This window comes from Myxococcus sp. AS-1-15, from assembly GCF_020037055.1.
GTDB lineage: Bacteria > Myxococcota > Myxococcia > Myxococcales > Myxococcaceae > Myxococcus > Myxococcus fulvus.
This window is the reverse complement of the sequence record NZ_JAIQDF010000008.1, coordinates 48,360-62,519: the sequence shown is the minus strand read 5'-3', so window position 1 is coordinate 62,519 and position 14,160 is coordinate 48,360. Positions and strand designations below refer to the sequence as shown.

The window sequence follows — 14,160 nt, the reverse complement described above, 5'->3', positions numbered from 1 at the left end:
CTCGACCCCCTGCCCCAAGTGCAAGGGGAGAGGGAACGTCCAATGCTGGAACTGTCGAGGCACGCGGAAGGCCTACGGCTACGCCAAGGACAATTCTCGACGACTCATGAACTGCCGGCAGTGCGGTGCGAGTGGGAGGGTCTCCTGTAGTGGCTGCAACTCAGGGAGCGTGTCCTGTGCACCCTGTCTGGGACACGGTCGCGAACAGCGCTGGCTCGAATTGGTCGACTCAGTCCGCACCGACGTCCTCGTGATGTCCGAGGACGAGCACCTGCGCCGACTGGTGTGGACGAATGAGGACATGGAGCAGGACGCAAAGCTCGTGGGGGAGATCAGCGCGAATGGAGTGCTCCCCCAGGAGAAGGTCGCGCAGCACCTCCCAGGAGACTGGGTCAAGGAGCATTGGGGAAAGACCCGCGTCCCCGTGAAGGTGAACGAGCGCATCACCCGCCAGCGCTTCCAGGTGTTCGAGGTGCCCGCCGCGCGCGTGTCCTACGGCATCATGAACGCGCCCTCAACCACGGTTCAATTCGAGGGAAGGCGAATGCTCGCGCCACCGGTCGAGGAGGACCGGCAGCTCACCGCTCGGGGGCGAAAGGTCCTTGCGGTACGGTTGCCCCTCATCGCCGTGGCCTTGGGAATCCCACTTCTTTACATCCTCCGCGGCTCCTTCTTCTGGAACGGCTGGTTGGCGGCACTGCTGTTCTCCCTCGGTGGTTTCGCGGTCGTCACTGACCGCCTGGTCCAGGACTGGACCCTGGGCAGGAGACAGAAGATTCGCCAGTGGCGATTTGGCATGTCTGTGTATGCGCTCATCGCCATTGTCGTTGCGCTATTCGCCGAACCCTGGCTGTTCGAAGCACGGCGAGACATTTCGGAGGGCCGCCTCGATGACGCACAGACGGAGCTGCAGGCACTGGGTGAGCCCGAATCACATGAGCTCCAGCAGGCCTGGGCGGACCTCCACCTGGCCCATGCGCTCCGTGAGCAGAACGTGGACGAGGTCGCCAAGGATGCCCTCGCGATGGCGCCGAACGCACCCGAGCGGGCGAAGGTCGAACAACACCTCCTGTCCCTCACACGTCAGCAGGTCCTCGCGTCGCTCGAGCGCAAGAATGTGTCCTCCGCCTCGGAGGTACTCGCCTCCGCCCAGCCCGTGCTCGCCCAGGCGTTCCCGAAGGACCTCAACGAGCTGACCGCGCGCCTCTACGAGGCGGAGCACGCGGCCTGCACAACGGCCTCCTGCCGCTGGAAGACGCTCTCCCTCGCGCTTCGCGCCGAGCTCACACCGAGCCGGGAGCAGCGACTCGGACAGGCCCGCGCGATGCTCGTGGAGCAACTGACGCCCAGGCCGCGTCCCAAGGCCGTCACCCTGGACTGGGTCCTCCACCTCCACAAGACGACCGCGCTCGCCGCCGAGCTGGCGGATACGCCGCACGACCCACCGGTGTCGGTCCTCGCGAAACAGGCCGCCACGTGGGCCCGCGAGGAACGGGAGCGGATTCCGCTCATCGGCGCGGAGCGCGAGGTGGCCATCTCCCTGCTCCAACTGAAGGCCACCAGCCACCCGAACATCCTGTCGAAGACCACGGAGTCAGTCGCCCTCTCGTGCGAGCTGCGGGACGGCCGCTGCGTGGGCGCGTACCTGGCCGGCGCGGACAAGGAGTCCCGCGTGCTCAACAATCTGAAGCGCACGCCCGTGACGAAGGAGCTGCTCTCCCGTGTCCTCGGACATCCGGTCGAGCTGCCCGCGCCGCCCCAGCCTCGCGGAGGCAAGCCCCCCACGCAGACGACCTGGAAGGATGGCCGCGTGACGCTCGTGGCGAGATGGAACGGCATCTACCTGATGGAGCTGCGCATCGGTGAGGTGAAGCCATGAACCCGAAACCTCCCCGGCTGCTCTCCGTCAGCGCGGCGCTCATGGGACTGCTCGGAGGCGCGGCCCCATCAGGGCTGCTCGTGCCCGGCATCGAGCTCCAGGTCGCCCAACCCACGTGGCGGCGACGCAACGAAGAGGACTCGCGCGACGAGCTGCTTCTCGTCGTCCCTCCCACCAACGGACAGATACTGCTCGCGGGTCATCGCTCGCACCGCTCCCACTCCTCGCACCGCAGCCACTACTCCGGCAGCAGGAGCCGCAGCTACGGCGGCGGCTACTCCGCTCCCGACGAAGCGCCCGAGCCGCCCCCCAAGCCCGCGACGGTGTCCTTCGTCGCCTTCCCCGGCGGACGCATCTTCGTCGACGACAAGCCCGCGGGTCAGGACGTGACGGCCCTCATGCGGCTGGCGGCGGGCAAGCACACCGTCCGCATCGAGAACCGCTTCCTCGGCACCACCACCGTCGAGGTGGACCTGGTCGCCGGCCAGACGGGCGACGTCACCATCGAGTGGTGAGGAGCAGACACGTGACCATGGACACCGACCCCACCTTCCGCGACGGCGCCGTGCAGGCCGTCCTCGACCTGCGCGTCTATCGACTCGCGGCGATACAGAAGTCCGCGTACCGCTTCGCCGACCGGTGCACCGCGGTGCTCGGCTCGCCCGACGCGGACCGGCTTCCCATCCGCTTCCTCTTCGCCCCCACCGTCACCGAGCGCGACGCGCTGGAGACGGTGCGCCTGTTCTTCCAGGAGCTGTTGGACCAGGAGCTGCGAGAGCAGGTGGGCGACGAGACCCGGGCCCTGCGCGCATTGATTGTCGCGCAGGCCTTCTCACGCACCGGCCTGATTCGCCAGGACTGAGGTCGACGCACACCATGTTCCATGACCGCGCCAGGTACCAGTCCACGAAGGGCTACCAGCTCGCGCCCCTGCGCTTCAGCCGGCTGGACGACGCCCGCTACGTCGTGACGAACGACGTGGGCGAATACGTCGTGCTCCCCCGACACGAGCTGGTCGACTTCGTCCGTCACGCGCTGCCCCCGCACCGCGAGGCCTACAAGACGCTCAAGTCGAAGCACTTCCTGTTCGACGAGCACTCCCGCGTGGCGCTGGAGCTGCTCGCGCTGAAGTACCGCACCCGCGCCGAGCAGCTCGCGAACTTCACCGGGCTGCACATCTTCGTGGTCACCCTGCGCTGCGACCACTCCTGCGCGTACTGTCAGGTGTCCCGTCAGGCAGAGGGTGCCCGCGAGTTCGACATGTCACAGGAGCACGCGGACCGGGCGCTCGACTTCATGTTCCGCAGTCCCTCGCCCACGCTCAAGGTCGAGTTCCAGGGCGGAGAGCCGCTGCTCCACTTCGAGCGCATCCGGTACATCGTCGAGCGCGCCAAGGCCCTCAACCAGGTGCACCGCCGCGACCTCCAGTTCGTCATCGCGAGCAACCTCTCCCGCCTCACCGACGAGGTGCTCGACTTCTGCCGCGAACACGGCGTGCTGCTCTCGACCTCCCTGGACGGCCCCGAGGACCTGCACAACACCCAGCGCCCCGTGCGCGGCGGGGACAGCCACCGACGCACGCTCCAGGCGATTCACCGGGCGCGACAGGCGCTCGGACCGGACTCCGTCTCCGCGTTGATGACGACGACGCAGGCGAGCCTCACGCGCGTCGAGGACATCATCGACGAGTACGTGCGCCAGGGCTTCCACGGCATCTTCCTCAGGAACATCAGCCCCTACGGGTTCGCCGTCCGCCAGCGCGCCTCTCGCCAGTACGACGTCGGGGCGTGGGTGGAGTTCTACCGGCGCGGGCTCGCGCACATCCTCCGCATCAACGAGCAGGGCTATCCGCTCCAGGAGGAGTACACCGCCATCCTGTTGCAGAAGCTCTTCTCGCCCCGGGGCTCGACGTACGTCGACCTCCAGTCGCCCGCGGGCATCGGCATCGGCGCGCTCGTCTACAACTACGACGGCGCGGTGTACGCCTCCGACGAGGGGCGGATGCTCGCGGAGATGGGTGACTTCTCCTTCCGGCTCGGGCACCTCTCCCACGACTCCTACGAGTCCATCATGACGTCCGACACGCTCCTCGCCCACCTGAGCGACACCATGCCGGAGGGCGTGCCCATGTGCGGCGACTGCGCCTTCCTCCCCTACTGTGGCGCCGACCCCGTCTTCCACCAGGCGACGATGAAGGACGCCGTCGGACACAAGGCGTTCAGCGCCTTCTGCCAGAAGCAGATGCGCGTGCTGCGCCACCTCATCGGCCTGCTCGCGGATGACGCCCGCGCGCGTGACATCCTCATGGGGTGGCGCTGAGCCATGCCCGCCCTGGACCTCTCCTCGGCCGGCCTGAAGGCGCTCTCCACGCGCTCCATTGAGCCGTTCATCGCCCGCCTCCGCGAGCACCTGGACGACGCGCCCCTCGCCCATGAGCGGGAGGTGCTCCTCGTCCGGCGTCCCACGCATTCACTGCCCCCGGGCTTCCGGGGGTACCTCCTGTGGGACGAGGGCCTCGTGAGCAGCAGCCCGGCCCCAGGGGACACCTACGTCCTGCCTCCGAACCTGCGCTACCTCGCGGACGGGGACGTGGTGCGCATCCACCCCGAGCGCGACGCCCTGTCGACGCTGTACCGCCGCGCCTCTCCGTCGAACACGTTCCTGGTGACGGAGCGCTGCGACAACCACTGCCTGATGTGCTCCCAGCCACCCCGCAAGCAGGATGACTCCTGGCTCGTGGACGAGCTGATGCAGGCGCTCCCGCTCATCTCCCCGGAGACGCGCGAGCTCGGCATCACCGGCGGCGAGCCGAGCCTGCTCAAGGGCCGCCTCATCGCGCTGCTCGCGCAGATGAAGCACCACCTGCCAACAACCGCCGTCCACCTCCTGACCAACGGGCGCGGCTTCGCGAACCCCGAGCTGGCGCGCGCGGTGGCGGACGTCCAGCACCCCGACCTGATGCTGGGCATCCCGCTCTACTCGGACCTGCCCGAGGAGCATGACTACGTCGTCCAGGCCCTGGGCGCCTTCGATGAAACCGTCCGAGGCATCCTCCACCTCAAGCGCGCCCGGGTGCGCGTGGAGCTGCGCTGCGTGGTCCACGCGCAGACGTACGCGCGCCTGCCCCAGCTGGCGGAGTTCATCGCGCGCAACCTGGCCTTCGTCGACCACGTCGCGCTGATGGGGCTGGAGCTGATGGGGTTCGCCAAGGCGAACCTCGGCCTGCTCTGGATGGACCCGCTCGACTACCGGCCCCAGCTCACCGCCGCGGTCCGCACGCTGAGCCGCGCGGGGCTGGAGACGTCCCTCTACAACCACCCGCTCTGCACCCTGCCCGGCGAGCTGCACCCCTTCGCGCGCAAGAGCATCTCCGACTGGAAGAACCTCTACGCCGAGGACTGCGAGCGCTGCACCCGCCGGGAGGACTGCGGCGGGCTCTTCGCCTCCGGCCTCGCGAAGCGAAGCCGGGGCATCCAGCCCTTCCTGGACTGAGCAGGGCGGCTACGCGACGGACGCCGTCCGCCCGGTGAACGGACACACCGCGCCCTCGGCCGCCAGCGGGGCGCCCACCGGCGTCAGCTTCGTCCCCTCCGGCGAGTTGTCGATGTCCACGCCGAACTCGTCCCGGAACACGTCCAGCAGGTACGGCAGCACGCCGACGGTGCCCGCGCGCATGCGGTGGTGGAGCGACAGGTCCTTGTTGGTGAACCGCCGCTCCGGATGAGGCCGCCGCAGGAGCGCGTTGGTCTCCCGCTGCACGTTCTCCAGGGCCAGGAGCGCCGAGCGCTCCAGCGTCAGGTACTCCGCCACCGCGTCCGCGATGGCGTCCGCCTGCGTCCCGAACGCGTCGCCCACCTTCGCGCGCACCACCATGCGCAGCCGCTTGCGCGTCGCCTCGAACACCGCGTCGTGCACGGGCGTGAAGATGTCCTTGAGGTGGACCAGCGACTCCTCCTTGAAGGTGCTCATGCCCCGCTGCGCGCGGTCGAACATCTCGATGTAGCGCGCCTCCGCCCAGTCGCGCTGGGTGGCAGTGTGCAGGCGCGTGGGCCGCATCATCTCGAAGTCCTTCTTCAGCCGCGCCCGCAGGCCGCTCCAGAAGTCGCCCTCCGTCGGCGTGACGGACTCGGCCACCGCGCGGACCTGCTCGTACGCGCGGCACATGTAGCTCCACAGGTTGAACTGGAGCGAGTAGAGCTGCAGCCCCAGCTGCCCGTAGTCCACGCCCGGGACGATGTCCTTCTCCCATGCGAAGGACATGGGCTCCTCGTTCGCCACCGGCCGCCCGTCCATCAGCGTCTGGAAGTACTCGTCCACCAGGTTCGGCGGCCCCGCGCACACGCCTCGGTTGGACAGGTAGTGGTTGTCGCGGTCCGTCACGTACAACAGCTCCGCGGACGAGATGGGCGAGTCGTAGGTGAGCGGCTCCTCCGGCAGGAAGAGCATGTACGCGGCCACCATCCGCACGCCGTCCGTCACGCGGTAGATGTTGGAGAGCACCGGGTCCAGCTGCCCGTTGGGCACCGGGTCGTTGGCGCGCATCAGCATGTACGAGGGCACCGCGAGCACCGCGCACGCCGCCGCGTGCAGGTCCCCCATCCGCCAGCGCCCGTCCGGGAGCACCGTGTCGGGGCGCAGGAACGCCTGCCGCACCGCGCGCACCGCGTGCATCATCGGCTTCCAGTGCCGCATCATCGACTTGAGCGCCGTCACGTTCATGGGCGCGTTGTTCCGATAGCGGCTGCCGGCGAAGTGGCAGGCCTTGAACTCGGTGTCCATCTTCATGCGCATCTGCTCGGGGAAGGTGTTGCTCTCCCCGATGTGCCGCCCCTCGGTGTCGAGCGCGGGGTGCGCGATGCGGTACACCGGCAGCACCGCCTCCAGGAACCCCAGCTCCAGGGGCCGGCCCGTCAGCCTGCGCATCACCTCCGGGGCGTCCGGGTTCCACCACAGGGGCTCGGTGGGCGCGACGCGCCTGGCCTCCATCGCCAGGTACTTGCGGTGGGACTCGCTCTCGAAGGCGAGCGTCGGGGCCTCGCGCGTGACGACGCCCTCCTCCAGCAGCGCCTCCAGCAGCTCCTTCACCCGCTCCCAGGGATACGGCTCACCGGTCGTCCACTTCGTGGCGTTGCCCGCCATGAAGGAGTCCTCCAGGCACAGCTGCTCTCCGAAGGAGTGCAGGTCCTGCTCCTCGATGGAGATCTCCCGGGTGCCGTAATAGATGTGCAGCTCGCGCACGCCCTCGGGCGAGGTCAGGTACTCCTTGATGAAGCGACGCCTCAGCGGCACGTACAGCGTCTCGTGAGGGTCCACCGACACCGGCACCGAGTCCTGGCTCACGCGAATGCTCCTGACGGGTCCTGGAAGAAAAACAGCCGCCAGCGACCCGTGCACGGGCCACCAGCGACTGGCTCAGCTCAACGCCACCACCTCAGAACGTGTCGAGGGGCGCGGCGATGATGACGCCACCACCACAGCCACGACCACCGGACTGCGGCCCAGCACGAACGCGCGTCTTGATCTTCATGGACTGCTCCTCGTGTGAGTGAGACGTGATTTCCGCTTCACGCGAAGCACAAACCTCGCGGACCCGGAGTCGCAATCAGAACCAATCCGAATCTTGAGGTCAAGTTGCACCAGCCATCCAGGCACCGGTTGCGGACACGCGTGACGCGATGCCCCGCAATCACTGTCCTGCGTGCTGGAATTCCAGCCACAAAGACATCAATACTTGAATATCAAGAATTAACAGATGCCCCGAAATCACCTCGGGACCTGGGTGTCCGAGACGGGCCGTGCCCTGGGGGCCGGAAAGACAACGACCGCCGACGGACCGTGCACGGTCCGCCGACGGCCGAGTCGCTACGACGGGAAGCCGCTCAGATGTCGAGGGGCGTGGCGATGATGATGCCGCCGCCACAGCCGCGACCTCCGCCGCCGCCGATACCGTCATCAGCCGACATGGGGCCCGCACGAACGCGCGTCTTGATCTTCATGGGTTGCTCCTGTGTGAGTGATACGGACAACCGGTTCACGCCACGAGAAGAACTGGCGGACCCGGAGTAATCATTGAAACGAGATAAAGTCTGTCAGTCAAGCCGCAACCTCATGACGCCATGCATCGTCAGCCGACGAACACACAGGCCCAATCCCAACCTGGTTGGATGGGATTCCATCCCCCTGGTCGTGGAATGCATCGGATTGAGCCCGTGGCGACCGGTGGCTTCAGCCTGGGCCAGGCGGCCGGGCGGGCCGGGCCTTTCGAGCGCGCGCACGGGTGCGCTCGGGCGCTGGGATGAAGAGTGAGGGGACCTTGGCCTCGGGGTGAAGCCCTCGACGGACCCGCCGGGTCCTGCCTAACTTGGGTGGACAAGCGCCCCCGCGCACCACCGACGTCCCCCGCCCTTGAACAAGCCCCCGGGTCTTCCTCCAGCCTCGAAGGAGCGCGCTTCGCGCACGGCGCCATCCGCCCGCGTGTGGCTGGTCGAGGACAGTCCGCTCCAGCGCGCGCGGGCCCGGGAGCTGCTGGCCAGGCACCACGCGGTGGAGACGTTCGAGGACGCCGAGCAGGCGCTCGAGCGGCTCTCCTCGGGGCCACCTCCCGACGTGCTCCTCTTGGACTGGCGGTTGCCGGGCGTGTCGGGGCTGGACGCGTGCCGCTACGTCCGCGAGCGCTACGATGAAGTCACCCTCCCCATCCTGATGCTCTCCGCGCGGGGAGCCCACGAGGACTTCACGGAGGGCCTGCAGGCGGGCGCCAACGACTACGTCGCCAAGCCCTTCGACGACGCGGAGATGCTCGCCCGGGTGGCCAGCCTCCTGCGCGTGCGGGCCCAGGGGGAGCGGCTGAGGGAGCGCGAGGCCCACCTGTCCACGACGCTCGCCTCCATCAGCGACGCGGTCATCACCACGGACCCGGTCGGACGCGTCCTCTTCCTCAACCCGGTGGCCGAGCGGCTCACCGGCTGGAGCACGTCCGAGGCGTGGCAGCTTCCGGTCGCGGAGGTCTTCCGCGTCGTCGACGCCGTCACCCGGGAGCCGTTGGAGAACCCCGTCGAGCGGGCGCTCGGCTCCGAGTCGGTCCAGCGCCTCACGGGGCCCGCGCTGCTGCTGCGCAAGGATGGGACGCACGTCCCCATCGAGGACAGCGCCGCGCCGATTCGCACGGGACCGAGCGCTCCCTCCGGGGCCGTGCTCATCTTCCGCGACGTCACCGAGAAGATGCAGGTGAGCCAGCGCAACGAGGCGCTCACGGAGCAGCTGCGCGCGAGCGAGGCGGAGCAGTCCCTGCTGCTCGACGCGATTCCCGTCCTGGTCTCGTACGTCAACGCGGACGAGCGCTACGGCCGCGTCAACAAGGCGTACGAGGAGTGGTTCGGGATTTCGCGCGACCAGATGCGCAACCGCAAGGTCCGGGAGGTCATCGGGGAGGCGGCCTACGCGGTGCTGGGCCCGTACGTGCGGCGGGGCCTGGCGGGCGAGAGCTTCTCCTTCGAGCAGCATGACGTGCCCTACCGGTTGGGCGGCAAGCGGGACGTGCGGGTGTCCTTCATCGCGCACCACTCGCCGGGCGGCTCCGTGGACGGCTATGTCGCGCTCCTGCAGGACATCACGATGCAGCGCAAGCTGGAGCAGGAGCGGGAGCAGCACGCGCGACAGCTCCAGCAGCAGGCGGAGTTCGAGCAGCTGCTCATCGGCATCGTGAGCCATGATTTGCGCAACCCCCTGGGCGCCATCCTCATGGGAACCGAGCGGCTCAAGCGCCTGGAGTCCCTGCCGCCGGAGGCCCACAGGCCGGTGGAGCGCATCCAGGCGTCGGCCACCCGCGCGGTGAAGCTGGTGAAGGAGTTGCTCGACTTCACCCAGGCCCGGCTGGGCGGCGGCATCCGGCTGGAGCGCGCGCCCGCGGACCTCCACCAGGTCTGTCAGGCGGCCGTGGAGGAGGTGGAGGCGGCTCACCCCACCGCGGACGTGCGGGTGGCGGCGAGCGGCGACGGGCACGGCGCGTGGGACGAGGAGCGGCTGGCGCAGGTCGTCCAGAACCTGCTGATGAACGCGCTGAAGCACGGGCGCCCCGGAGCGCCCGTCCAGGTGGAGACGCGAGGAGAGGGCGCGTGGGTGACGCTGCGGGTGCACAACGAGGGCCCGCCCATCCCCGCCTCACGAATCCCGGACCTCTTCCAGCCCCTCCAGCGCGGCACCGACGCGGTGGACCTGGCGAGCCGCAGCGTGGGGCTGGGGCTCTTCATCGTGAAGGCCATCGTCGACGCGCATCAGGGACACGTCGAGGTGGAGTCCACGGCGGAGCGGGGCACCACCTTCACCGTGAGCCTGCCGCGCTAGCGGGCGCGGAAGGCCCGATGACGTGGATGAGCGTCACCTTGGCCAAGGCACCAGGAGACGCCTTTCTGGAGGGGCACGGGTCGACTCGCGGGGCGACCCGCTCCGTTCAGGCATCGCCGTCAGGAAGAGGTGTCACTCCAGAACGGACGATGTTCAGCCCATCGAGACGACGACCTTGCCCTTGGCGTGGCCCTTCTCGAGATGGTCGAACGCGTCGGCGATGTTGGAGAAGGCGAAGACCTGGTCGATGACGACTTCGAGCTTCTTCGCGTCGATGAGGGCAGCGAGCGCTTCAAGGTCCTTTCCGCTCGGATGCATGAACAGGTAGCGGTAGGTGACGCCCGAGCGCCAGGCGCGAAATCGAACCCCAGCGCTCGCGATCCAGAAGAGCATCGCGAGTCCAGGGCCGCGGCCAATGTCCTGGGTCGCGGTCAGGGGCTCGGGGATGCCCGCGATGCTGACGACCTTGGCGCCACGGCGAACGGTCGAGAAGGTCTGCGTGAGGGTGTCGCCGCCGACGAGGTCCAGCGCGGCATCGTACTCGCGCAGCTCGGTGGTGATGTCCTGGGTGGTGTAATCGACGACGACATCCGCACCGAGGCGCTCGACGAGTCTCCTGCCCCGCGCGGACGCCGTCGTCGCGACGGTCGCGCCAAGGTGCTTGGCGAGCTGGATGGCAAAAGTCCCAACACCCCCTGCGCCACCTGGAATGAAGACGCGCATGCCCGGCGCGACGGCGAGCTCGTCGCGCAGCGCTTGAAGCGCGGTGAGCGCCGCGAGCGGCACCGCGGCGGCCTGAACGAAATCGAGTGACGCCGGCTTCTTCGCGACGAGCTCTTCGCCCACGCACGCTGTCTCAGCGAAGGCGCCGAGCCGATGCCTGGCCACGCGAGCGAAGACCTCGTCACCTGGGCGGAACCGCGTCACGCCTTCACCGACCGACGTGACAACGCCGGACAATTCGCAGCCGAACACGACCGGAAGCGCGTAGGAGTCGATGACCCGGAGTTTGCCTTCGCGTGTCTTGAAGTCGACGGGATTCAGGCCTGCCGCCTTCACGTCGATGCGCACCTCGCCAGGCCCCGGCTCGGGCGGTGGCATGTCGCGAAGCTCGGCGGCCTGGGGGCCGCCATACCGGGTGAGGACGAATGCACGCATGAGGTCTCTTGCCTTCACTGAGGACCAGGGCACGATCCGGGGCTCGGGCGACGGGGTGCTCTGCCTCGGGGCCTTGTCGCGAGCCGGACCGAAGTTTACGGTGCATACATAGGCGAGGGTGTTAACGGTGTCAACATCAGGAAAGGACAGCTACCATCACGGAGATCTCCGCGCGGCGCTGCTGAAGGCCGCGCTGGAGCTGCTCGAGACAGGTAGCGAGCTTTCCCTGCGAGAGGTCGCCCGGCGTGCCGGAGTGTCGTCCGCCGCGCCCTATCGTCACTTCGCCGACAAGCGTGCGCTGGAGTCCGCGCTGGCCGCGGAGGGCTTCCGCGAGTTGGGACGCGAGCTTTCCCAGGCGGGCGTCATCCCGCGGACGGTGTCCGATATCGCCGAGCTGGGCGTCAGGTACGTGGAGTTCGCGCTGAAGCGGCCCGCCCTCTTCTGTCTCATGTTCGGCAACGCGTGTGACGACTCGAACGATGAGCGGGTTCGAGCAGCGGCTGAGGTCCGAGGCCTCGTGTCCACGGCCTTGGCGAGCGTCTTCCCGGGAGCCGACGCGAGCGCGCTGTCGACGGCGGGCTGGTCCCTTGTCCACGGGCTTGCCTTCCTTCACCTCGACGGGAAGCTCGGCACGGGGACAAGGCAGGAGGTGGCCACTCGCGTGCGCTCCTCGATTGAGGCGATTTTTTCCGGTGGGAGCACCGCTGTCGGTCGAGGGGAACCCAAGAGCACGCGCACCCGGTGATTCAGGACACCGCGTCGCCTGCCGGCGCCTGGAGCCCGTCCAGCGAGCGCGCCCAGCCCTCTTGAGAGAGCAACTCCGCGACGCGCGTCCGCACCTCCTCGCGAATCTCACGCACACGGTCCAGGGGCTGGCCCTTGGGGTCCTCCAAGGGCCAGTCCATCCGCTTCAAGCCAGGCACGAAGGGGCACGCCTCCCCGCAGCCCATGGTGATGAGCCACTGGGCGCCCTGGGCGAGCTCGTCCGTGAGGTGCTGGGGCCTGGCTCCCGACAGGTCGACCCCGACTTCGGCCATCACGGCCTGGACCTCGGGATGGACATGGGTGCCCGGCTGCGTGCCAGCGGACACGGCCCGCGCCCGCGCTGGGTCAGCCAGGGCATTGAAGAACGCAGCCGCCATCTGGGAGCGGCCCGCGTTGTGCACACAGGCGAAGATGACCTTCTTCATCGGGGGGACTCCTCGAACGGGCTCTCACTGAAACGGCGAGGAAGGACCGCGCTCGTCGCCGTGGGGAACAGCCGACGTCGCAGCCACAACGAGAGGTAGACCAGGGCGATGAGGGCGGGCACCTCGATGAGCGGCCCCACCACTCCGGCCAGCGCTTCTCCAGAAGACACGCCGAAGACTCCCACGGCGACGGCGATGGCCAATTCGAAGTTGTTGCCCGCCGCCGTGAAGGAAAGTGACGCGGTCTCCTCGTAGTCGAAGCCCAGCTTGCGCGAGAGGAAGAAGGCACTGGCGAACATGACGACGAAGTAGACCAGCAGCGGAATGCTGATGCGCACCACATCCAACGGCAGGCGGGTGATCTTCTCGCCCTGCATCGCGAACATGAGCACGATGGTGTAGAGCAGGCCCAGCAGCGCGGTAGGCCCCAGCCGCGGCAAGAAGCGCTGCTCGTACCAGGCCTCTCCCTTCAGGCGGGTCAGCCCCACGCGTGTCAGCGCGCCCGCCACCAGCGGCACGCCCAGGAAGATGAGCACGCTCCGGGCGATGCTCCACATCGACACGTCGAACGCCGCGACCTCCGCTCCGAGCCACCCCGGAACGACGGTGAGCAAGAGCCAGCCGAGCACCGAATAGAAGAAGATCTGGAAGAGGGAGTTGAGGGCCACGAGCACGGCGGCGACCTCGGTGCTGCCACACGCCAGCATGTTCCAGATGAGGACCATGGCGATGCAGCGGGCAAGGCCGATGAGCACCAGGCCATTGCGGTAGTGCGGCAGGTCCGGAAGGAAGAGCCACGCCAGCGCGAACATGAGCAGCGGCCCCACCACCCAGTTGAGAAACAGGGACGTGGTGAAGAGCTTCCCTCGCGTGCGCAGGCGCCCCAGCTCGCCGTAACGCACCTTCGCGAGCACGGGATACATCATCCACAAAAGGCCCAACGCGATGGGCAGCGAGACCGTGTCCAGCTTCACCGTGTCCAACCGACTCCCGAGGTCCGGGAAGGCGCGCCCCAGGCCGATGCCCAGGCCCATGGCGGCGAAGATCCACACCGGCAGGAAACGGTCGATGAGGGAGAGCTTCTTGACGATGTTTTCGGAGGCACGCGGCGAGGACATGGACGGAAGCAACCCAGGAAAGAGGAAGGCGCTACTTGCAGGCCTCAGGGCCGCAGGACTTCAGGACGCGCGCCACTTCGCGTTGGAGCGTCGCGCGCGTCGCGAAGGCAGAGACAAGGGCCTGCACCTGGGAAGCGCACAGCGCATCCGTCTGCGGCGCCAGCCGGTAGTAGACCCAGCTGCCCTCCCGACGTGCCTCCACGAGCCCAGCCGCCTTGAGGACGGACAGGTGCCGGGAGGTGTTGGACTGAGGAATGGCGAGGGCGCTCTCCAGATGGCAGACGCACAACTCCGAGTGCGAAAGCAGGGACACGATGCGCAGGCGCGTCTCGTCGCCCAGGGCCTTGAGCACCCGGGTCAGCGGGCGCACGTCGAGGGAGGGGCCAGAAGACATATCGACATGAACATATCCGCATGTCCTCATCCCGACAACCCCCGTCGCGAGGCTCGCTCCGGGGGCAAGGGGTCGATT

12 protein-coding genes are annotated in these 14,160 nt (G+C 68.2%); 7 read left to right on the top strand and 5 right to left on the bottom strand.

The genetic code is table 11. The annotated features are described in order from the left end of the window. Window positions 1-301: 301 nt before the first annotated feature. From K8625_RS21880 to hxsC, 5 genes are read left to right on the top strand one after another with little or no spacing between them, the layout of a single operon-like run. A complete protein-coding gene (locus K8625_RS21880) occupies window positions 302-1,879 on the top strand; it encodes a hypothetical protein (RefSeq protein ID WP_223783782.1) in 1,578 nt (525 codons plus the stop codon). Continuing rightward, window positions 1,876-2,394, top strand: a complete 519-nt coding sequence (locus K8625_RS21875; RefSeq protein WP_223750471.1) for a hypothetical protein — start codon at window positions 1,876-1,878, stop codon at window positions 2,392-2,394. Before K8625_RS21880 ends, K8625_RS21875 begins: the two co-directional genes overlap by 4 nt. A 17-nt stretch (window positions 2,395-2,411) precedes the next feature. Continuing rightward, window positions 2,412-2,741 (top strand): His-Xaa-Ser system protein HxsD, encoded by a 330-nt coding sequence (gene hxsD, locus K8625_RS21870; RefSeq protein ID WP_223750472.1) that lies wholly within the window; start codon window positions 2,412-2,414, stop codon window positions 2,739-2,741. Between the two features lie 14 nt (window positions 2,742-2,755). Beyond that, the gene (gene hxsB, locus K8625_RS21865) at window positions 2,756-4,198 is read left to right on the top strand and encodes a His-Xaa-Ser system radical SAM maturase HxsB (protein WP_223783781.1); all 1,443 of its coding nucleotides are present in this window, start codon (window positions 2,756-2,758) and stop codon (window positions 4,196-4,198) included. A 3-nt stretch (window positions 4,199-4,201) separates the two neighbouring features. Next, window positions 4,202-5,371 (top strand): His-Xaa-Ser system radical SAM maturase HxsC, encoded by a 1,170-nt coding sequence (gene hxsC, locus K8625_RS21860; RefSeq protein ID WP_223750474.1) that lies wholly within the window; start codon window positions 4,202-4,204, stop codon window positions 5,369-5,371. A 9-nt stretch (window positions 5,372-5,380) separates the two neighbouring features. On the opposite strand, the gene K8625_RS21855 is transcribed toward hxsC, so the two are convergent. Then, window positions 5,381-7,219: a hypothetical protein gene (locus tag K8625_RS21855; RefSeq protein WP_223750475.1), complete on the bottom strand. Its 1,839-nt coding sequence runs from the start codon at window positions 7,217-7,219 to the stop codon at window positions 5,381-5,383. A gap of 1,134 nt (window positions 7,220-8,353) precedes the next feature. Here K8625_RS21855 and K8625_RS21850 point away from each other — a divergent pair. Further along, complete coding sequence (locus K8625_RS21850; RefSeq protein ID WP_223783780.1) at window positions 8,354-10,222, top strand: PAS domain-containing protein; 1,869 nt, start codon at window positions 8,354-8,356, stop codon at window positions 10,220-10,222. A 153-nt stretch (window positions 10,223-10,375) separates the two neighbouring features. Here K8625_RS21850 and K8625_RS21845 read toward each other — a convergent pair whose 3' ends face one another. After that, a complete protein-coding gene (locus tag K8625_RS21845) occupies window positions 10,376-11,380 on the bottom strand; it encodes an NADP-dependent oxidoreductase (protein ID WP_223783779.1) in 1,005 nt (334 codons plus the stop codon). Between the two features lie 127 nt (window positions 11,381-11,507). Here K8625_RS21845 and K8625_RS21840 point away from each other — a divergent pair, with 127 nt between their 5' ends. Next, complete coding sequence (locus K8625_RS21840; protein ID WP_223783778.1) at window positions 11,508-12,125, top strand: TetR/AcrR family transcriptional regulator; 618 nt, start codon at window positions 11,508-11,510, stop codon at window positions 12,123-12,125. 1 nt (window position 12,126) lies between these two features. Here the strand turns inward: K8625_RS21840 and K8625_RS21835 are convergent, their stop codons facing one another. The 3 genes from K8625_RS21835 to K8625_RS21825 are packed head-to-tail and all read right to left on the bottom strand — an operon-like array spanning window position 12,127 to window position 14,082. Beyond that, window positions 12,127-12,570: an arsenate reductase ArsC gene (locus tag K8625_RS21835; protein ID WP_223783777.1), complete on the bottom strand. Its 444-nt coding sequence runs from the start codon at window positions 12,568-12,570 to the stop codon at window positions 12,127-12,129. Continuing rightward, window positions 12,567-13,688 (bottom strand): ACR3 family arsenite efflux transporter, encoded by a 1,122-nt coding sequence (arsB, locus tag K8625_RS21830; protein ID WP_223783776.1) that lies wholly within the window; start codon window positions 13,686-13,688, stop codon window positions 12,567-12,569. The genes K8625_RS21835 and arsB overlap by 4 nt, the downstream gene beginning before the upstream one ends. 31 nt (window positions 13,689-13,719) lie before the next feature. After that, entirely contained in the window at window positions 13,720-14,082 is a 363-nt protein-coding gene (locus K8625_RS21825) for a helix-turn-helix transcriptional regulator (RefSeq protein ID WP_223783775.1), read from the bottom strand. Window positions 14,083-14,160: the final 78 nt, after the last annotated feature.

Coding starts and splice junctions, on each gene's coding strand:
- arsB (WP_223783776.1), bottom strand. CDS start 13,688: ATGTCCTCGCCGCGTGCCTCCGAAAACATCGTCAAGAAGCTCTCCCTC.
- K8625_RS21875 (WP_223750471.1), top strand. CDS start 1,876: ATGAACCCGAAACCTCCCCGGCTGCTCTCCGTCAGCGCGGCGCTCATG.
- K8625_RS21880 (WP_223783782.1), top strand. CDS start 302: ATGGAGCAGGACGCAAAGCTCGTGGGGGAGATCAGCGCGAATGGAGTG.
- hxsB (WP_223783781.1), top strand. CDS start 2,756: ATGTTCCATGACCGCGCCAGGTACCAGTCCACGAAGGGCTACCAGCTC.
- K8625_RS21835 (WP_223783777.1), bottom strand. CDS start 12,570: ATGAAGAAGGTCATCTTCGCCTGTGTGCACAACGCGGGCCGCTCCCAG.
- K8625_RS21825 (WP_223783775.1), bottom strand. CDS start 14,082: ATGTCTTCTGGCCCCTCCCTCGACGTGCGCCCGCTGACCCGGGTGCTC.
- hxsD (WP_223750472.1), top strand. CDS start 2,412: ATGGACACCGACCCCACCTTCCGCGACGGCGCCGTGCAGGCCGTCCTC.
- K8625_RS21845 (WP_223783779.1), bottom strand. CDS start 11,380: ATGCGTGCATTCGTCCTCACCCGGTATGGCGGCCCCCAGGCCGCCGAG.
- hxsC (WP_223750474.1), top strand. CDS start 4,202: ATGCCCGCCCTGGACCTCTCCTCGGCCGGCCTGAAGGCGCTCTCCACG.